Source organism: Paenibacillus sp. J22FR5, assembly GCF_059691975.1.
In genome coordinates this window covers 18919-38663 of sequence record NZ_JCAUAN010000010.1, presented here as the reverse complement: position 1 = coordinate 38663, position 19745 = coordinate 18919, and the positions used below count along the sequence as shown (strand labels likewise).

General features: G+C 45.7%; 16 protein-coding genes. 8 read left to right on the top strand and 8 right to left on the bottom strand.

Going from position 1 to position 19745, the window contains the following annotated elements:
• Positions 1-306: 306 nt before the first annotated feature.
• Entirely contained in the window at positions 307-3552 is a 3246-nt protein-coding gene (locus AC58P7_RS15270) for a response regulator (RefSeq protein WP_497344201.1), read from the bottom strand.
• A gap of 194 nt (positions 3553-3746) precedes the next feature.
• Positions 3747-5015, bottom strand: coding sequence for an EAL domain-containing protein (locus tag AC58P7_RS15265; RefSeq protein ID WP_497344199.1), 1269 nt, complete (start codon positions 5013-5015; stop codon positions 3747-3749).
• Positions 5016-5281: 266 nt separating this feature from the next.
• Between AC58P7_RS15265 and AC58P7_RS15260 the strand changes: the two genes are divergently transcribed.
• On the top strand, positions 5282-5998 hold the full coding sequence (locus AC58P7_RS15260) for a response regulator transcription factor (protein WP_497344197.1): 717 nt from the start codon (positions 5282-5284) through the stop codon (positions 5996-5998).
• Positions 5999-6171: 173 nt separating this feature from the next.
• Complete coding sequence (locus tag AC58P7_RS15255; RefSeq protein WP_497344196.1) at positions 6172-6768, top strand: hypothetical protein; 597 nt, start codon at positions 6172-6174, stop codon at positions 6766-6768.
• Positions 6769-6852: 84 nt separating this feature from the next.
• On the opposite strand, the gene AC58P7_RS15250 is transcribed toward AC58P7_RS15255, so the two are convergent.
• Entirely contained in the window at positions 6853-7302 is a 450-nt protein-coding gene (locus AC58P7_RS15250) for an RrF2 family transcriptional regulator (protein WP_497344194.1), read from the bottom strand.
• Between the two features lie 228 nt (positions 7303-7530).
• Here AC58P7_RS15250 and AC58P7_RS15245 point away from each other — a divergent pair, with 228 nt between their 5' ends.
• On the top strand, positions 7531-8223 hold the full coding sequence (locus tag AC58P7_RS15245; RefSeq protein WP_497344192.1) for an MBL fold metallo-hydrolase: 693 nt from the start codon (positions 7531-7533) through the stop codon (positions 8221-8223).
• A 54-nt stretch (positions 8224-8277) separates the two neighbouring features.
• Here AC58P7_RS15245 and AC58P7_RS15240 read toward each other — a convergent pair whose 3' ends face one another.
• On the bottom strand, positions 8278-9540 hold the full coding sequence (locus tag AC58P7_RS15240; RefSeq protein WP_497344445.1) for a voltage-gated chloride channel family protein: 1263 nt from the start codon (positions 9538-9540) through the stop codon (positions 8278-8280).
• A 480-nt stretch (positions 9541-10020) separates the two neighbouring features.
• On the bottom strand, positions 10021-11508 hold the full coding sequence (locus AC58P7_RS15235; RefSeq protein WP_497344190.1) for a DHA2 family efflux MFS transporter permease subunit: 1488 nt from the start codon (positions 11506-11508) through the stop codon (positions 10021-10023).
• A gap of 231 nt (positions 11509-11739) precedes the next feature.
• On the opposite strand from AC58P7_RS15235, the gene AC58P7_RS15230 reads away from it, so the two are divergent.
• From AC58P7_RS15230 to AC58P7_RS15210, 5 genes are all read left to right on the top strand, one after another.
• Positions 11740-12339, top strand: coding sequence for a TetR/AcrR family transcriptional regulator (locus AC58P7_RS15230; protein WP_497344189.1), 600 nt, complete (start codon positions 11740-11742; stop codon positions 12337-12339).
• Between the two features lie 277 nt (positions 12340-12616).
• Positions 12617-13942: a UDP-glucose dehydrogenase family protein gene (locus AC58P7_RS15225; RefSeq protein ID WP_497344187.1), complete on the top strand. Its 1326-nt coding sequence runs from the start codon at positions 12617-12619 to the stop codon at positions 13940-13942.
• Positions 13943-13962: 20 nt separating this feature from the next.
• Positions 13963-15027 (top strand): NAD-dependent epimerase/dehydratase family protein, encoded by a 1065-nt coding sequence (locus AC58P7_RS15220; RefSeq protein WP_497344185.1) that lies wholly within the window; start codon positions 13963-13965, stop codon positions 15025-15027.
• On the top strand, positions 14990-15697 hold the full coding sequence (locus tag AC58P7_RS15215; protein WP_497344183.1) for a glycosyltransferase family 2 protein: 708 nt from the start codon (positions 14990-14992) through the stop codon (positions 15695-15697). Before AC58P7_RS15220 ends, AC58P7_RS15215 begins: the two co-directional genes overlap by 38 nt.
• Position 15698: 1 nt before the next feature.
• The gene (locus AC58P7_RS15210; protein WP_497344181.1) at positions 15699-16031 is read left to right on the top strand and encodes a lipid-A-disaccharide synthase N-terminal domain-containing protein; all 333 of its coding nucleotides are present in this window, start codon (positions 15699-15701) and stop codon (positions 16029-16031) included.
• A 70-nt stretch (positions 16032-16101) separates the two neighbouring features.
• Here AC58P7_RS15210 and AC58P7_RS15205 read toward each other — a convergent pair whose 3' ends face one another.
• From AC58P7_RS15205 to AC58P7_RS15195, 3 genes are read right to left on the bottom strand one after another with little or no spacing between them, the layout of a single operon-like run.
• Positions 16102-16968, bottom strand: a complete 867-nt coding sequence (locus AC58P7_RS15205) for a DUF8832 domain-containing protein (RefSeq protein ID WP_497344180.1) — start codon at positions 16966-16968, stop codon at positions 16102-16104.
• 28 nt (positions 16969-16996) lie between these two features.
• Complete coding sequence (locus AC58P7_RS15200) at positions 16997-19435, bottom strand: heavy metal translocating P-type ATPase (protein ID WP_497344178.1); 2439 nt, start codon at positions 19433-19435, stop codon at positions 16997-16999.
• Between the two features lie 16 nt (positions 19436-19451).
• Positions 19452-19649, bottom strand: a complete 198-nt coding sequence (locus AC58P7_RS15195) for a copper ion binding protein (protein ID WP_497344176.1) — start codon at positions 19647-19649, stop codon at positions 19452-19454.
• Positions 19650-19745: the final 96 nt, after the last annotated feature.

The window sequence follows — 19745 nt, the reverse complement described above, 5'->3', positions numbered from 1 at the left end:
GCGAGGAACCGTATGCTTGTTTTTCGATTCTTATTTAGGAGCAAAACACTGGTCTTGCTGCTCGTTCTATGTTTTTTGGACGCGTTATTTACCGATATCGGTCTGCAGCGCGTATCATTTCGTCTGGCTATCTTACGGACTCACATATTTTGCTGGTAACACTTAGTTAACTAGGGATATATCGCTATCAAAACATATAGGCCTAATCTACTTACTACCGACTCTTTCGGCAGCAACGTGATCAGGCCTAATTGTCCGTCGTTCCTACATCATGGGCCACTCAAGCCCTCTCCGTTTCTTACTATCTCAAAGACCCTCACTTACCATCGCCACAGCGTCGCTGATCTTTCCAAGGATCGCATCGATCTCAAGCTGTATACGCTTCAAGATCATAAAGACCACCTGTTGATCGATGCCCTGCTCCAGCTCTTTCTCCATAGCGAGCACTTCAGACACTAACGCTTCTGCGTAGAAATTCACAGCAATCCCTTTCAGCGTATGGATCTTCCTTTTAACGGTGACCAGTTCCCCACTGGTAATAAACGGTGTGAGTTGGTCATAGAAGCTGCTGTAATCTTGCCTAAACTTCTCCATCATATATTGGAAAATATGAAGCTTATGATCGATGTTTCGCATCAATTGCTCTGTACCTACACCACGGAAATGGCTTAGCCAGTTCAGCTGATGCCATTTCGCCAACATATCTGTTAGTTGTCCCTCCGTAATGGGCTTAATGAGCAGATCATTCATACCCAGCTTCAGAAGCTGCATCCGATCCTGCATAAGCATATTCGCAGTAAGCGCTACGATAGGCACGAGATTCAAGTTCTTACGCTGTCTCAACTTCTGTGCCGCTTCATAGCCATCCATCTCTGGCATATGAATATCCATGAGAATCAGCTTCCATTCTTGACTGTCCGCCACTTCAATGGCATCAAGGCCATTCTGTGCAATCACCGCGTTATAGCCTAATTGCTTCAATAGCTCTGAGATGACGAGTTGATTAATCTCATTATCCTCAACCACGAGAATGTTCCCTTTGGACGCGACTACCTGCTTCTCCGCCGTCCGTGTCATAAGACTTGGCTCCGTTACCACGGATCTTGTCTCTTGCTGAACTAACCCTTCAATAGCCATCTTCAGCATCCCTCTTCTCACTGGCTTCACGAGCACCGCATCAGCCTGTAACGCCTCCGGCAGCTCCGACACCTGTTCTCTGCCGTCCAGCGTCGTATAGGCGATGATCTTCGTGCGTGCGCGGTCGCTAGGCGCCATCACACGCTCTATTCCGTCCAAATTCTGGAGATCTTCCATTTGCATATCGAGAAGTACATAGTCAACCGATACGCCTTTCCGAGCATCCTGTTCCAATGCGGTTACTAATTCCGACGCTGTCGCTACCCTATCAGTCTGTAGGCGCATCATTCCTAGCATTTCAGCTAAATGCTCAGCAACAAGCGGATGATCCTCCACTATCCGAATTCGCTGATGTTGGAAGGAAGTAGGATCCTCTTTCAACAAGTTAAGCGCAGCTTCCTCTTCGACACGAGCTTTTCCTAACATTAAGCTGAAATAGAATCGGCTTCCTTGCCCCAGCGTCGTATCCACCTGTAAGACGCCACCCATTGACTGTACCAAATGCTGACAGATAACAAGCCCTAATCCTGTCCCACCGTATCGCCGACTCATCGACGTGTCTGCTTGTGAGAACGGTACAAAGAGCTTGGAAAGCTGTTCCTTGGAGATGCCGATACCGGAATCCTCAATAGCAAACGAGAGTAAATAACCCTCATCCATCGTTTCCTCAAGAATAACACTCAACCTCAGATAGCCCATCTTGGTAAACTTAATCGCATTATTCGTTAGATTAATGAGCACCTGCTCCAAACGAAACGGATCGCCATTAACCAGATCGGGTAGGTCTTCCGATGTGTCGAGCATGATCTCGATTCGACTCTTCCCTAGCGATACACTCGCTAGGTCAGCTACCTTTTGGAGAGAGGCCTCTAAGGAGAAGTCCACCGTCTCTAGCGTCATTTTACCCGCTTCAAGCTTCGAGAAATCCAGAATATCGTTGATTGTGGCGAGCAGAACATTAGAGGATGAGTCAATTTTGCTCAAATAATCCTGTTGCATCGTCGTTAACTCCGTTCGTTGTAAGAGCAGCGACAGACCGATGATCCCGTTCAACGGGGTTCGGATTTCATGACTCATCCTTGCTAAAAACTGACTCTTGGCTTGATTAGATTGATCGGCTTCTTCCCGCTTCTTCAGATCCGTGATATCGTGAACCGTCCCTGTTACGCCATCGATCTCCTTTTCCCCTTCTGTAAATAGAGGGGATAGCGTGACGTTATATGCATGCTCCGATCCGTCCGGATGCATAAGGTGGATACCGAACTGCTGCGTTTTACGCTCCGTGATCGTTTGTTCAAATCTCATCTCCCACGTTTCAGGATCGTCCATCTCGACCAGTTCCGTTAATAGCTTTCCTTTCACTTGGTCGGCATCCTTCTGGTACGTAATATACATCTTACTGTTAGATGAGGTAATCGTACCATCCAGTCGAAAGCGGAAAATGAAGTCTTCCGAATTTTCTACTAAAGTCCGATACTGTTCATCCCTAGCCCTTGCTATATTCACCGCTGCTCGGTGCTCCGTAACATCACAAGCAGAGCCAATTAATTCTGTCACAACACCGTATCTATAGATGGGTTGTAGACTTACTAGGATCGTAAAACCATTACGGTCATATTCGTAATTGACGCGTTCTCCCTGCCAAGCCTTCTCGCAGTTTTGCTGGATTCGAGCCCGAAAGGATTCATTATACTCATTCACTTCGCTTATTTTTTTGCCAATAAATTGACTAGAGTGTAAGCCAAGCATCTGCAGGAGTTGTCCTTCAATAACAATGTAAACGTATTCATCGCGATGTTTATGAAGCTTAAACGTAAATCCTGGCTGAAAGCGCAGCATATCGATCAGCTCTTCTTCCACTTGCCGAATCTGCTGCTTATATTCTCGATTTCGAACCAAATAACGCATGAAACTAGCTATTACAACGGCGCATATCAACTGGTAACTAATGTATTTCCAAATGATGTCGAGTGATGTCCCATATACCATCCAGATCATTGCATAATAAAAAACAAAGAAGAACACAGCCCCACCCAGCCATTTCAGCCAATAGGATCGTGCTTTTGCATAGATGATGCCCGTTCCGGTGATCGCTGCTAGACCAATTAGCAGTGTCGGCAGTGAGATTGTGCCATCCATTACGAACCTGCCTACCCATAAACAGACAAAGGTAATGAATAAGGAAACGAAACCTCCCATATAGACGGAAAGCAACAATCCTACACCACGGAAATTTAGACTTACCTGCGGATCAATTTGAACACTGACATTCAGCAGCACGACCACAAGTGCCCCATGTGCCAATCCGATATAGACTTTATTTAACCAGCTAGGCCTCTGATCAAGCTTCATGACGAGAAAGAAATGTTCAACAAATACGACATAGACGGTTATTAACGCAAAATTTATGAACAAATCACGTAACAGAGCAATCACCAACCCGTTTCCGACTCTTGTAAAAGATTCCAATTTTCACACTTCATCATTCTACCATTTTTCCACATCAGAAAGTATAAATTTCGGTTGCCGAAAGCTGCTTTATGATTGGCGATAAAACTTACCTCTCTCGGGGTCCCCATCTATGAATTGCCTCAATAGAAGTTTTTTATTTAAGTAAGTTGAAAGAGCATTTCTTCAATGTGCCCCACTTCAACCGGCTTGCTAAAATAGTACCCCTGTACAAAGCGGCAGCCATACTCGCGCAGCACTTGCAGCTCTTCTTCAGATTCAACGCCTTCCGCAACCACGAGGAGATTCAAATGCTTCGCCATTGTAATCATGGAACTCACGATGACCGCGTTCACTTGCCCATGCTGTAAGTCTTTAATGAAAGATTTGTCAATTTTCATTTTATCAATAGGGAAATCACGAAGGTAACCGAGGGAACTATACCCCGTTCCAAAATCATCCATGGCAATGCGAAGGCCTAGCTTCTTAAGCTCCCCTAACGTATCTGAGGCAAGTCTGGCATCGACACTTAAGCTCTCCGTAATTTCGAGTTCCAGATACTTTGGATCCAAACCGGTTTCCTCCAGAATCTCCGCAATTGTCCTACTGAGCCGGTAATCATTGAACTGTTTCCTAGATAAATTCACGGCCACGAACATAGGGGGGAGACCTGCCAACTGCCATTTCTGGTTCTGTAGGCAAGCTTCTCGCAGCACCCATTCCCCGATCTCGTGAATGAGTCCACTTTCTTCAGCGATCGCAATAAATTCAGAGGGGGATACATGTCCGAAATAGGGATTATCCCAACGAAGGAGACACTCCACACCAACAACACGATTCGTATCGATATCCACAACAGGCTGATAGACAAGCTTAAATTCTTGCTTAAAGATCGCCTTACGTAAGTGAAACTCCATATCCATTCGTCGCTGGAGTAAGGTTCCATTGAACGGCGTGCCAATCTGCCCGCTATCCGATTTTTTGTCCGAATGGATTGCTGCGGGATACACACCTTTAACCCCATTTTGAATAGCCAATTTACAGCGATGTAGAAAATAGGTGATAACTCCCTCGCCCTCCAAATTGGTAACTAGCATTTCTTTATGGAAATAATCCACGGCCCCTAAACGCATCGCCTGGATCGTTTGAACCGAGCCCTCTGATGTGTGCGTGCTAAGCACAATCACCGGAATAGGACTATGGTCCATGATGAGCCTTAGTGCCGTAAGTCCTAACAATTCAGGTAAGGCCATATCAATAAGAACCAGATCTGGCTTATCACGTAACATACAAGTCAATGCCGTATTACCATCCGCTGCAATTCCTGTCAGATTAAGCTTTGCATCCTGCTTTAATATAGTCGTAATGACCTCCTGCGAATGCTCGGATACACTCACCAATAGTACCTCATACCTGCCCGTTAGACTCATTTTCCCGCCACCTCTACAAGCCATTCTTACTTATAATCTCATTTTACTTTCCACTTATTAGGTTACTTACTTAAATCCTATGAATTTCATCGCTATTTTTCGCTAATATTTTGCTAACATTTTTTTAGATTTCCTTTATGAAAACGGTTTACTCTTAAAATTCGACAGCGTATAATAGAATTATTAGCTAAATATTAGCAACACCACTCATCTCTTCACTTTTACGAATTTCAAATTAGAAAACTATGCGTTAGGGGGGACTTCTAATGGACAGAGTTCTATTAATTGAGGACGATGATATTATCGGTGAGATGATCTGCATGTATCTGAAGGAGGAGGGGTTCTTTGTCCTCAGGTGCCACAATGGTAAGGAGGGTCTAACGGCCCTGAACAATTTCCAGCCAGATCTCATATTACTTGATCTTATTCTTCCCGACTTCGAAGGTACAGAGCTATGTAATTCCTTGCGTGGGTTAACACCCGTTCCTATTATTATCATCTCATCAAATTCCAAGGTCAGCGAGAAAATCGAAGCCTTTACCGTTGGAGCCGATGATTATTTATGCAAACCATTCAGCATGCATGAGATGAAGGCCCGCATTCAAGTTTTATTACGCCGTTTCAAAAAGGGATTCCCCTCCGAGCAGCACCAGCATGCTGAGCTTACTCCGATTCGTCAACGGATCACCGTTCCCGCTATGGAGCTACAAATTAATTTAGAGAAAAGAACGCTGCATGTGCGAGGCGAATCCATCGAAATGACCTTCTCTGAGTTCGAGCTTATCCGATTATTAGTGGAACATCCAGAACGGGTTTACCGTCGTGAAGATCTGATTAGTGCTTTACGTGGATTCGATTCCTATATCAATGAGCGTGCGATCGATGTACATATTACGAATTTGCGCAGGAAAATTGAGGTTAATCCCAAAGAACCGAAGTATATAAAGACGGTATGGGGCGTAGGATATAAATTTGTAATCTAACCACATTAAACACAGACCCGGTCCGTCATTGGATGGGTCTTTTTTAGGATTACTTTTTTATTTAAAAATAGTAAAAATTGGTTGACCTTCCATCTATCATCCGTTATTATTGGAGTTCTGAATACCGCTGCCGCGGTGACCATAACTATGTAACTTACGGGTGAGGGATTAGCATGCACAATGATAAGTACATTAGGAAGTTTAGCCATGAATCGGACGAATTGTTCAGTTTGTGTAATGACACCCTAGAGCAGGCAGATAGAATGACGGATGAATGGGTAGAAGCTCTGAAGAAGGCTATCTCAACATCGGATATCCCCAGCCATCTCGATGTCATTCATGTGGGGAAAAGCAGCATCCATATTCTCACCTCTTCAAGTGAAACCCCCTATTTCATTCCAAACGGTATCCTCGATCTGAATCAACAGTTCCACTTGCGGAAAGCTCCAAATCAAAGGCAAATTGCAACGTGTATCAAATGGCTCTCTTGTCGCCTGCCGCCTACCTTACAGACCTTTGCATGTATCGGCAACGGGCTTACTGCCTTGCGTCAGTTGCCAATTGAACTCGAACAGGATCTGTATTACCTGCGAGAAGATTTCATACTCTTTGCGCAGCAAACTGCCCTTCAAGATGTTCAAACCCTTGCAGCTGACTCCCCCTCCAAGCCCGCTTGGGTACATGAGGTCGTCGCGTTACACTGTGTGATTCTTGCTGGATTGTTCAAATCAGGTGCCTCCAAATTCATGCCATACACCTTCTATTCCTGATGAGTGCTAAACAAATAAACAAGCGCAGCTCTATTCGAGTGCATGCGCTTGTTTATCTAGGGATTGCAGCTATGGGCATCTTACTTATTCACCACACGGTTTCGTGAAGAATTCGACGCGATTCATCACTTGGGTAATCGTGAACTGTCCTAAGTAATCAATCGTGCGCTGTTCGGCTTCCATCAAAATTTTCTCCAGCTCAGCGTCCAACAATTCACCTGCTTCACCACAGTCAGAGCCTCCTTCAGGCTCAGTACATCCAAGGCTAACGGCAGAATATATATCTCCTAGCGTAATCTCTTCGGCCCGCTTCCGCAGCTTGTATCCACCTTCACGCCCGCCCTTGGATTCCACGATCCCTGCATCAGCAAGCGACTGCATCACTCTGCGCATGAAGGTCGCGTGCGAGTCCACTTGGTTCGCAATCGTCGCACTGGATAGAAGGCAACCACTGTTAGCTAACCAGACAATGGCATGAACGGCTATTTTGAAACGTGGAGGACCAATGTTCACTCCTCGATTGGCTGTACTCACTCGACACCACTCCTATAAATTAGCAGCATCCGAAAATGCCTGTTTAGTAAACCCATTATACCATCGCTAAGAATCGCAATAAAGTCGCTTGACACCGTGACATTTCAAAGGAAACTTATTTAACGACGTTGAATTAATATTTAGTCAAACTAAATATTAATAAGGGATTAGTGTAATTTAATTTGTATTCTTTGTAGTTGTTCCTATTCGCGGAGAGGGGACATGAACATGAACGTTCAACAACTTGTTAAAGGGGTATATTTGCTTCTTCTTGGAACAGTTAATGCTTACGTGATCGAAGCGGAGGACGGTCTCATTCTAATTGATACCGGCACGCCAGGAAGCGCCCCCCGGATCCTAGAGGGAATCCGAGACATTGGTCATAAGCCGGCGGACTTAAAGACCATTCTACTCACGCATGGCCATCCTGACCATGTAGGTGGTACGGCTGCGCTGAAGCGAGAGGTGCCGCATGTGAAGATTTACATCAGCGAAGTGGATGCGCCGATCGTGGAGAAGGGGCTGCCGCAGCGGCCACTTACAGCAACACCAGGACTATTGAATAAACTGATGTTCCGTTTATTCATCAAAGAAACGCCGATCGAGACGTTTCCGATCGACGGCTATTTGAAGGCGAATGACACGCTTGATTTCGCTGGGGGACTGCAAACCATCCCCGCCCCAGCTCATAGCGCAGGCCAGCTCGCTTTGCTTCTGCCGAAGCAAGGCGGCGTGATGTTCGCCGCGGATGCAGCGGCCAATATGATAGGCCTTGGCTGGAGCATAGGCCACGAGAATTTCTCGCAAGCGAAGCAAGATTTGATCCGCTTAGGGAAAGCGGATTTCAATGTTGCCTGCTTCGGCCATGGCAAGCCTATAATGGAGAAAGCTTCGCAAACGTTTAGAACTAAATGGTCGTAGCACTTCTATGTATACGAAATAACCCGGCAAGCCTCATGGCCTGCCGGGTTATTTTCATTCCTTTTTCTTTACCTTGATGGATGCAAGCGTTGCGCCCTCAGGTACAGCATGTCCCTTCGACTTGGATAACCCTATTCGCTGTGACGTGTAAATCCCCGAGTGGCCAGAAAACAAATAACTCACAATACAAGCCATGAACATGTAGATAATCCCTTCGGAACCAAACAGCTCTATACCCATAATGAAGCAAGCAAGCGGTGTGTTCGTTGCGCCGCTGAATACCGCGATGAGTCCAAGTCCTGCTAAGAATGGCGCGGAGAGCCCTAACAAGTCGGCAAGCGAATTGCCCAAGGTAGCCCCGATGACAAATAAAGGGGTCACTTCCCCGCCCAGATAACCAGCACCAAGCGTGAGCGCGGTGAATATCGTTTTCCACAAGAACGCGAAGTGGGCGACGGGTTCTTCGAAGGACTGCTGCAGCAGGGGGATACCCAAGCCGAGATAGTCTCTCGTTCTGAAGATCGCAACAAGCGCGATGATGACGAGACCGCCGACAAATGCTTTCAACACAGGGTTCTTGCATATATGTGTATACAGCTTTTTCAACCCATGCGTAAGTTCACTAAACAAAATACTAGCTAAGCCGAACAGGATCGACGCAAACACAACCTTGAGCACAACCCCTGTGGATAACGTCGGCACAGCTCCCATGGCATAGTGGATATGGTGTATCCCCCACGCGGTGGTAACGAGATGAGCGACCAAGCTAGCGATAAAACATGGGATTAACGCTTGGTATCTCACCATCCCAATGGCGACCACTTCCAAGCCGAAAATGGTTCCCGCTAGCGGCGTACCGAAAACCGAGCCAAACCCGCTGCTAATGCCGCACATCAGCAGGATTTTTCGATCATTTTCGTCGACTCGGAACACTTTTCCGATCCATTCGGCCAAGCTTCCCCCCATTTGAACGGCTGTACCCTCACGACCTGCTGATCCCCCAAACAGATGCGTTACGAGGGTCCCTATGAGGACCAAAGGCGCCATACGAAAAGGAATCGTCTCCTGACCTTCATGCAGTTGTTCGAGGATCAGGTTATTCCCCTTGCCCGAATTTTTGCCGATTTTCAGATAGACATAAGCCATTAACGCCCCGCCAACAGGTAAAAGAAACAGTAACCACGGATGGACAATTCGTTTCTCTGTAACAAGGTCCAGACTAGCTAGAAACAGTGCGGAAGCAGATCCTGTCATGATACCTACGAGGCTTCCATAGAATATCCATTTTACTAATGAACCTATAAGTGCAACATGCATGAATTTAGCGGCATGATCGAATGCCTTTGGACGATATTTCAACGTAACTCTCACCCCTCATTGAAAGGCCTAGTACTACACGGGTCCAACTCGATCCATCAAATGCTTACTTTCCGCGTTCAAGCCAATAATCGTTACGGTTTTATTGATGTGTTCGTATTTCTGTATCGTTTTGGCAGCCTGTGACCTTCAGACTCAGAAAAGTCGGGTCCGTTCATCAACTTGTCTCATTATACACAAATCTTCGACATCCCTCTAGACCTGAGTTCAAGCTGTTGAAGGCTTTCACGGGTATAGGCCCTAAAAAAGAAAAAGCACAGCGCGCTCCCCTTGAGGAGTATGCTGTACACAATTTCGTACAGTACCAATTAATGAAATAGTAAATTCCTAAAATTCAGAGTTTTACTCACTCAGCTAACACAAAAGAGCCTCTCCCACTTAAAGGAAAAGCTCTTCCTACGTAACATTTATCTGTTATTCCTATGTTGCATTAACAGGTTTCCGATTTACAACGACTTCTACTTCCTCCGCTTGACCTATACGTTTAATGAAGAAGGAAAGCAGCAAACCAACAACACCGATACCAATAATGACAAGATAAGAATCATTAATTCCTTGAATAGATGCTTCTTTGATAAGTTCCTTGGTAGCAGTCGCCGTTTTGCTTGCCGTCATCATCTCTACGAGATGAGATTTACTTCTCGTCGTCATAACCGTGATCAGAAGTGCCGTACCTACGCCACCAGCCACTTGCTTAATGGTATTGGAGATCGCTGTACCATGCGCATTCAGTCTTGCAGGCAATTGATTGAGGCCCGCCGTCGTGATTGGCATTAAGAAGAGCGCCATCCCAAAGCGTCGTCCTGTGGACATAAGAACTAAATACGTATAACTAGTAGAATCCGTCAAATTGATGAATCCAAGTGTGGTTACGATGGTAATGGCCATACCGACAATGGATAACCACTTCGCTCCGAACTTATCGAACAGCTTACCAGCCACTGGCATCATGAAGCCCATCAGCAGCGCTCCAGGGAGCATTAGGATACCTGACTCCAACGCCGTATAGCCGCGAGCATTCTGCAAATACAATGGAAGCAGCATCATATCCGCATACATGACCATTGTAACCGCAATGTTGATTAACGTTGTTAGGGTAAACATGTTGTACTTGAATGCTCTAAGATCTAACAGTGGATCTTTAATAATCAGTTGACGCCATGTAAACAATATTAAAGCGACGACACCTACAATAATAGATACGATAACCTCCGCACTCGACCAGCCTTTACTACCTGCGCTACTGAAGCCGTAAAGTAAGAATCCGAATCCGATTGTTGATAGAACGGCACCCCACATATCAATTTTGGGATACTGACGTTCAGAGACATTTTTCAGATAGATAAAAGCAACCGCAATAACGATGACAACAAATGGAATGATGCCGTAGAAAATTGTACGCCATGAATAATGCTCCAAAATATAACCAGCGATAGCAGGACCGACCGCAGGGGCAAAAATGATAGCCAACCCAACCATGCCCATAGCTCCTCCACGCTTATCTGGCGGGTAGATCGTAAAAACAACAGTCATAAGAAGCGGCATGATAATACCAGCCCCAGCTGCTTGAATCAGACGGCCTGCCAACAACATTTCAAAGCCCGGTGCCACCGCTGAAACAATGGTACCAATGAGGAAAATAATCATGGACGCTTGAAACAGCTCCCGCGTCGTAAACCGTTGCATCAGGAACGCTGTGATCGGAATTAGGACACCGTTAACCAACATATAACCCGTGGTCAGCCATTGGGCAGTTGAAGCGGCGATATTGAATTCGGCCATTAGTGGCGGTAAGGCAACACTCATAATCGTCTGATTCAGAACGGCAATGAACGCTCCCAAAATCATAACAAACAACAAAGGACCTTTCTTAATGGAACTACTATCAAATGCAGCAATTTTACTCATTTCCCTTATTCCTTTCAATTTAGACTTCTTACTAATTGACAAAGTGTTGTATAATAAACTTGATGTAAATAGTATTATAGTCATCCATTCTAATGTTCACAAGCAACAACTTTTTTGTTATTGTTTATTAGTTTACATTTAGAAGAAATTATGTCGTTTAACTATCACATAATCAACAGAACTTGCAGAATTTGTCGCATAGTGAGCTTCAGAGGAGGGAAATGATCACTTATGTCAACATCATCACAACGTATTGACCCACGTGTACTGCGTACGCGCCAGTTAATTCGAGATGCCTTTATCGAATTACTTCAGGAGATTGAGCTGGAGAAAATAACGGTGAATCGAATCGCGGAGCGAGCGACGATTAATCGTGTTACCTTCTATCTGCATTATCGGGATATTCCAGATATGATCGATAAGTTGGCTGAAGATATGGTTTCCGAAATCCATGCTATCTTGAAAGAAATTCCGAACCCACCCGGTTTTAACATGCAGATCCTGGTCAAAATGCTTGATCATATCGCGGAAAATTCGAAATTTTACAAGGTTCTGCTCGCTGCCAAGCGGATACCCGTATTTACGGAACGACTTATGAAGCTGATGGCTGATTTTATCACAGCCCGAATGGACAAATTAGAGGCTTCCCATACTTTGAACATTCAAACAGATATCGCGATCTGGTACGGGTCCTCAGCCATCATTGGTACGATTGTCTGTTGGCTTCGCAATGATTTGCCTTACACGCCGGTTTATTTGGCTACACAACTTTCACAATTACTTCATCTCCCTCAAAGTGATTCCAGACATAAAGATAATCCTAAGAAATGACCTCTTTCATAGTATTCGTATAAGCCTTGGATTCCTTCATAGGAACCAAGGCTTTTTTATTCTTAGAAAACCCTTATACGACAATTGGATGCTGCTTTGTAGATTTTCTTCTGGTTAGTCGACAGTTTGTTTGCATCTATAAACTATTAAACACTTCAAAAAAATCTGTTGCTTGTGAACAACAAGGGTCGTAACTATAATTTATTTACAAAAGTATATTATACAACAAAGTGTTTATTAAATTTTATCCGGTGATCAACTAGGAGGTGAGTCTATCATGAAAATTGGAATTATGGGTACAGGATACGTTGGCTTAGTTCACGGCGCAGTACTTTCCAGTCATGGATTTCATGTCACTTGCATGGATATAGATGTGGATAAGATTAATCGCTTACAGGATGGATTTTCACCGATGTATGAAACAGGCTTGGAAGAACGTCTCCAGATCAGTATACGGGATGGGATGCTGACGTTTACCACAAGTCCACAAAAGGTTATCCAAGAAAGTGACGTTATCTTTATTGCTGTTGGAACACCTGCCAAAGAAGATGGAGGAGCTGATCTTTCCTATGTTCGAGACGTCGTCCAACTCATCGCTGCCTATATAAATGGTTATAAAATAATCGTTTGCAAGTCGACCATGCCCGTTGGCACCAGTCGCCGTATCGCCAATTATCTCGACGCTGCGCTTAGAGAGAGACATGCCGACTTCAAAGTGGATGTGGTGTCCAACCCAGAGTTTTTACGCCAAGGGAACGCTGTGAAGGATGGGTTATCACCATCTAGAGTGATTATCGGCACAGAGAGCAGCAAGGCTAAGGAGGTTTTGCAATCGATCTATCAGGTACATCTTCAGCATCATGTCCCCTTTCTTTATACAAATCTGGAAACGGCTGAAATGATCAAATACGCGTCCAACTCATTTCTGGCTGTCAAAATCTCCTTTATCAATGAGCTTGCTCTTGTATCGGAAAAGGTTGGCGCTAGCATCCAAGATATTGCGACAGGCATGGGTCTCGATGAGCGCATCTCCCCTCATTTCCTGCAGGCCGGCCCGGGATACGGAGGCAGCTGCTTTCCCAAAGACACGCAGGCCATGGTCGATATCGCTGAAAAAAATGGTGAAGATCTCTACATGATTCGTGCTGCCATCGCAGCCAACGAGAAGCAAAAGAAGAGCATGGTCAACAAAATAAGCGAATGCTTATCCGCTAACGGCACATTAAAGGGGAAGATCATCTCTTTATGGGGACTCTCGTTCAAGCCGGAGACTGATGATATTCGCTATGCGCCAAGCTTCGATATTATTAACGGATTGTTGCAACAGGAAGCGGTAGTCCGAGTCTTTTGCCCGCAAGGGATGGAGCAAGCCAAGCGCGTGTGGTCCGATTTTAACGAACGTATCCTCTATTGTAAAAGCGAGGCTGATTGCGCCCAGAACGCCGATGCGATCGTACTGATGACGGAGTGGAACCAGTTTCGAGAAATGAACTGGCAGCTGATCGCAGGCCGTATGCGCGGCAATACCTTTTTTGATTTAAGAAATATGTTCACTGCGGATTTACAGGTGCGCGAATTATTTCAGTATTACTCGGTTGGCTAGAGCTAACCTTAGGAGGATTCATGAAAACTTATTGCGTAACCGGAGGAGCAGGGTTTATCGGCTCCCATCTTTGTGAGAAACTATTGGGCCTTGGCCATCGCGTCGTCTGCGTGGATAATTTCAACGATGCCTATGACTACAAAATTAAGATTAGAAATCTCTTAGATGCTACAGGAACCTTTCCTTTTCCTTATACCAACAAAGAGTCCGATCTGCTCCAGCTGCAAAAGGTTGTTAATAGCGAACAATTTTCATTGGTCGTTGCGGATATCCGGCAATCACGAGACTTAGATGTCGTATTTGCACACGAACACCTAGATGCGGTTATTCATCTTGCGGCTATGGCAGGCGTGCGGCCTTCGATCGAACAACCGCTTCTCTATGAAGAGGTTAATGTGAGGGGTACACTTAACGTGCTGGAGGCCATGCGCAAGCATGGCGTTCGTCACCTACTGTGTGCTTCGTCTTCTTCCGTCTATGGCAATCAAACGAAGGTTCCCTTCTCTGAGCTGGATAGCGTCGATCGCAGCATTTCGCCCTATGCCGCCACGAAGAAAATGTCCGAAGTGCTCGCTCACGCCTACCATTATCTCTATGAGATCAATACGATGATGCTGCGCTTCTTTACGGTGTATGGCGAACGACAGCGTCCCGATCTTGCCATTCACAAGTTCGCCAAGTCTCTTGATCATGACGAGGAGCTCACACTATACGGAGACGGCTCCACAAGACGAGACTACACGTATGTCGGTGATGTCATCGAAGGCATCATCGGTGCCCTTCAATTCGTTGAGCAGCAAGACGACCTGGTGTATGAAATCGTTAATTTAGGCACGAACCGGACGATAACACTCCTCGAATTGGTTCAGCATTTAGAATTGGCATTCGGTAAAAAAGCCTGCATCCGTAGGACGCCGAATCAACTTGGGGATGTAGATCAAACCTACGCTGATATTTCCAAAGCTAACCTCTTATTCGGATACAATGCCCTGACCGATTTTGCTGAAGGAATAAACAAATTTGTCACATGGTATAGGGGGAAGACGAATGGTCAAGCTTTCGATTATAGCACCAATCTACAATGAAGAAGACAACATTAAGCTGCTTCACCAAGAAATTACGAATGCGGTCAGCGGCAAGATCGAAAGCTATGAAATCGTGCTCGTCAACGACGGCAGTAAAGATCGGAGCGCGATTCTTTTAAATGAGCTGGCGTTATCTGATTCTACGGTAAAAGTGATTCACTTCGAAAGGAACAGCGGCCAAACTGCCGCGATATCGGCGGGACTCAAGCAATCCATAGGCGAACTTGTCGCGTTGATCGATGCCGACCTGCAAACGGATCCTCGTGATATTTTCAAACTTATGCCTTATATCGTGAACATGGACTTCGTGAATGGCAAACGTGTCCACCGAAAAGATACATTCGTCAAGAAAGTCTCTTCGCGAATCGGTAACGGAATCCGTAATTGGTTAACTGGCGACCAAATCTATGACACGGGGTGCCCCATGAAGCTTATGAAACGTGAAGTCGCAGACAGCTATTACTTATACGAGGGTATGCATCGATTCCTTCCTACGCTGGCTAAAATTAACGGCTTTAAGGTCATCGAAGTCGGGGTATCCCATCGTGAAAGACAACATGGCGTCTCCAAATATGGCGTATTCAATCGCGCCTTTGTCGGACTTATGGATGCGATCGTCATTGGTTGGCTGCGCAAACGAGTCATTCACTACCAAATAAAGGGACAATAACATGTGGTGGCATTCCTCCGTTAACCTGTCGCCCTATCAAATTGGTTGGATCGTGTTCGGATTTATCGGACAAATCATGTTTTCAATGCGATTCATTACGCAATGGCTGGCCAGCGAGAAAGCGAAGAGAACCGTCATTCCACTATCTTTTTGGGTATATAGCATTCTAGGTAGTGCAGTTCTCTCGATCTATGCCATTTATCGGAAAGACCCCGTATTTCTGCTCGGGCAGCTGCCCAGTGTTTTCATTTATTTCCGCAACATCGTTCTGAACCGCAAATCAACGGTACGGACGACCGACGGTAAGTTCAATTCCGTTGATTCTGGCCAATAGGAACTAGCAGAACGAAGAAGCCCTTGGTCCCTCCTGTTGGAGGAATCAAGGGCTTCTTTCCATGATGGGCTTACTTCACATCAACGACGAAGGGCACCGTCATCACTTCTCCGTTATGTTGAAACTGCCCCCAAATCTTATAGGTACCCGCTTCTGGAAAAGAGGTCGCGAACCTTGCAACGGGGCCAGTCGCCTTTTCATCAAGCGGATGTACATGAATATACTGCTCCGCATCGGCTGAAAGGATCACAACATGGCCTACAGCGCCAAGGTAAGGTTGTAGATTCGTGATCTCCTTTTTCGTCTGAGCATCACGAATCGTAAAGGTAAGCGTTACGTCTTCTTTAGCCTTCGTACTGCTCAGTGCAAGATCGACCTCTTTGCCGCTAACTTCTTTCATAAGTTTAGCGTCTGCGGTAAGAGCAGAATGCTCTGCATCTTTCCCTTCAACCTTCACCCAATTACTCAGTGTTGTACTGGTACCTCCACTTGGAATAAAATCAGCAATGAGCTTAAAGTCCCCGCCTGTCGGGAAGCTCGTGTCGATCGTAAACTTGCCATTTCCTTTGTATACTGGATGAATGTGTTGAAAGAACGATAGATTGTGATTAACCATAATAAGATGCAGCAATTTTTCATGATTAACTTGAAAATCTGTGACTGGTTTGCCGACATTGTCAGTAATTTCGATCGTTAATTCCGACTTATCATTTGCCTTCAGACTTGTCGATGGGAACGTAAACGATGCTTTGAGGTTGGTGGATGTCTTTGGTTGTTCTGCACCGTGTCCACTGTGTTCACTTGTACTTGCTGGAATAGAAGTTGCCATATGACTGGCATGCTCACTCTTTCCTGTTGTATCTTTTACACCGCCGCATGCGCTTAGAAGACCAAGCGCGAGCACTGCTGAGATAAGCCCTATTTTTTTGATATCCACGCGTTGTTCTCTCCTATATCTAGGTAAATTAGTGCCGAATCTTAACACGTTGAAGTCTAAGCGCATTAAGAACAACGGAGACCGAGCTTAAGGCCATTGCCGCGCCCGCTACCCAAGGTGCCAATAAGCCTAGCGCAGCAATTGGTATACCTAGCGTGTTGTATCCAAGCGCCCAGACCAAGTTTTGCTTGATGTTGCTCATCGTTTTACGACTCATGTAGATCGCATCCGGAATACTCGATAGGTCACCGCGCATCAGCGTCACATCTGCGGCTTCCATCGCCACATCCGTGCCTGTTCCGATGGCCATCCCGATGTCAGCCGTCGCAAGAGCGGGTGCATCGTTGATACCATCGCCGACCATCGCTACTTTTTTACCTTGTGCCTGAAGCTTTCTCACTTCTTCCGCTTTTCCTTCTGGTAAAACTTCGGCACGTACTTGATTGATCCCCACTTGAGCCGCGATTGCCTTTGCTGTCCGCTCGTTATCCCCCGTGATCATAATGACCTCAATACCCATTTTCTTCAATCGGCTAACCGCGGCCTGTGAAGTTTCTTTAATGGTATCCGCAACAGCTACCATACCCCCGTACCCTTTATCAATGGCAACGAGCATGGCTGTTTTACCGGACTCCTCCAGCTTCGACATCGTGTCGTAAGCACCTTTCGCATCAACTTCAAATCTCTCCATGAGACGTCGAGTCCCGATTAATAGCTCTTTACCATTCACGACAGCTCTAATGCCATATCCAGGGATCGCTTCAAAAGCTTCCGTCCCCGGCATTTCAATGTTTTTGGCTTTAATGCCTGCAACGATCGCTTCAGCAAGTGGATGCTCCGAATGTTTCTCCGCGGCGCCTACAAGTCTTAGGAATTCAATTTCTTCTCCTTCTGCGTAAACATCGGTAAGCTCCGGCTTCCCATTCGTAACAGTCCCTGTTTTATCTAAAATGATGGTATCTATTTGATGAGTTTGCTCTAGATGCTCGCCACCTTTGAACAAAATACCCAGTTCGGCTGCACGTCCTGATCCCGCCATAATCGAGGTGGGCGTCGCAAGACCCAGCGCACAAGGGCAGGCAATAACTAAGATCGCGATGGCTTTCTCCAAAGCCCCTGCAAAATCGCCCGCTGTCACGACGAAATACCAGACTAGGAAAGCGATAAGGGAGATACCCACAACAATGGGGACAAAAATCCCAGAAATGACGTCGGCTACCCGTTGTATCGGAGCTTTTGAGCCTTGTGCTTGTTCCACGACTTTAATAATTTGTGCCAGCGCTGTTTCTTTTCCTACCTTCGTCGCTTGAATGCGAAGCATCCCGTTTTTGTTGATGGTTGCCCCTATAACAGCATCGCCTGGCTTCTTTTCTACAGGAAGACTTTCGCCAGTTAGCAGCGATTCATCCACAAAGGATAAGCCTTCGAGCACTTCCCCATCCACCGGTATTTTATCGCCAGGACGCACTAATACGATATCCCCTGCCATAACTTCGTCCACTGGGATACTCAGTTCTTGACCTTCGCGGATGACCAAAGCCGTCTTGGCCTGCAGTCCCATCAATGACTTAATCGCCTCCGATGTCCGCCCTTTAGCGAGGGCTTCAAACCATTTCCCCATAATGACTAGCGTAATGAGTACAGCGCTTGTTTCATAATACAAAGACGGCCCGTGATGCATGCTGGCGCCCCCGATAAACCAATCGATAGTCAAATACAAACTATAGAAGTAAGCAGCCGAAGTCCCCAATGAAACCAGTACATCCATGTTTGCAGAGCCATTTCGCAGCGCTTTATAAGCACCTTCATAGAATTGTCTTCCGATGTAAAACTGAACCGGCGTTGCCAGGATGAATTGAAACCATGGATTCATGAAGAACTCTGGTATCCAAATCCATGAGGTAAACGAAAAGTGGCTAACCATGGACCAAAGCAACGGCAGTGATAAAATCGCAGAAATCAGAAGCTTACGTTTTTGCTTTGTAATCTCTTGTTGTCGACGTTCGGACGGATCGCCTTGTTCCTGCTTAGGAACTGCTTTGTAGCCGAGCTTCTCCACCCGCTTCTGCATATCCGACACGGTAGCTTCAGCTGGATTGTACACCACATGGGCGGCTTCCATCGCAAAATTAACCGTGGCCAGGCTTACACCAGGCAATTTATTCAATGCCTTCTCAATCCTCATGGCGCATGCCGCGCAAGTCATACCCTCAAGCTGCAAATCAACAGCTTCCTTAGCTGTATCATATCCAAGCTTCTGAATGCTTTGTTCCATCTTGGCAACATCAATTCGAGTAGGATCATAAGTCACCGTTGCTCGTTCCATCGCGAAGTTTACATTGGCTTCCGTAATCCCTTCAAGCTTGTTTAAACCTTTTTCTATTCGATTTGCGCAGGCGGCGCATGTCATCCCGGTAATCTGCAGTGATGTTTGCTTAGTCTCAGTTGCTTCATTAGCAGTTTCCATCATCTACACCTCTTTTTTATACGTCGTACCCTTGTTCTTCAATGGCTTCTTTAATGGCATCTAGCGTTAGCTTAGTTTCATCGAAGTCCACATTCACCGTTCCGCTCGCTAAGTCAACTTTACCTGCAGCACCTAACGTTTTCAAAGCTCCTTCAACTGAATTCACACAGTGGTTACAAGACATACCTGCTACTTTTAATGTTACAGTCTGCATCGTTCATTCTCCTTTTTGTGTTAGATATGATTGAATTTAGTATACCCCCCTACCCTATATTTAGTCAAGGGGTTCTGTAAGATTAGCTTCACTTTA

Bases quoted from the DNA above. Each gene is read 5' to 3' on its own strand.
- AC58P7_RS15265 (WP_497344199.1), bottom strand. From the start codon at position 5,015: ATGAGTCTAACGGGCAGGTATGAGGTACTATTGGTGAGTGTATCCGAG.
- AC58P7_RS15260 (WP_497344197.1), top strand. From the start codon at position 5,282: ATGGACAGAGTTCTATTAATTGAGGACGATGATATTATCGGTGAGATG.
- AC58P7_RS15255 (WP_497344196.1), top strand. From the start codon at position 6,172: ATGCACAATGATAAGTACATTAGGAAGTTTAGCCATGAATCGGACGAA.
- AC58P7_RS15245 (WP_497344192.1), top strand. From the start codon at position 7,531: ATGAACGTTCAACAACTTGTTAAAGGGGTATATTTGCTTCTTCTTGGA.
- AC58P7_RS15240 (WP_497344445.1), bottom strand. From the start codon at position 9,540: ATGCATGTTGCACTTATAGGTTCATTAGTAAAATGGATATTCTATGGA.
- AC58P7_RS15235 (WP_497344190.1), bottom strand. From the start codon at position 11,508: ATGAGTAAAATTGCTGCATTTGATAGTAGTTCCATTAAGAAAGGTCCT.
- AC58P7_RS15230 (WP_497344189.1), top strand. From the start codon at position 11,740: ATGTCAACATCATCACAACGTATTGACCCACGTGTACTGCGTACGCGC.
- AC58P7_RS15225 (WP_497344187.1), top strand. From the start codon at position 12,617: ATGAAAATTGGAATTATGGGTACAGGATACGTTGGCTTAGTTCACGGC.
- AC58P7_RS15220 (WP_497344185.1), top strand. From the start codon at position 13,963: ATGAAAACTTATTGCGTAACCGGAGGAGCAGGGTTTATCGGCTCCCAT.
- AC58P7_RS15215 (WP_497344183.1), top strand. From the start codon at position 14,990: ATGGTCAAGCTTTCGATTATAGCACCAATCTACAATGAAGAAGACAAC.
- AC58P7_RS15210 (WP_497344181.1), top strand. From the start codon at position 15,699: ATGTGGTGGCATTCCTCCGTTAACCTGTCGCCCTATCAAATTGGTTGG.
- AC58P7_RS15200 (WP_497344178.1), bottom strand. From the start codon at position 19,435: ATGGAAACTGCTAATGAAGCAACTGAGACTAAGCAAACATCACTGCAG.
- AC58P7_RS15195 (WP_497344176.1), bottom strand. From the start codon at position 19,649: ATGCAGACTGTAACATTAAAAGTAGCAGGTATGTCTTGTAACCACTGT.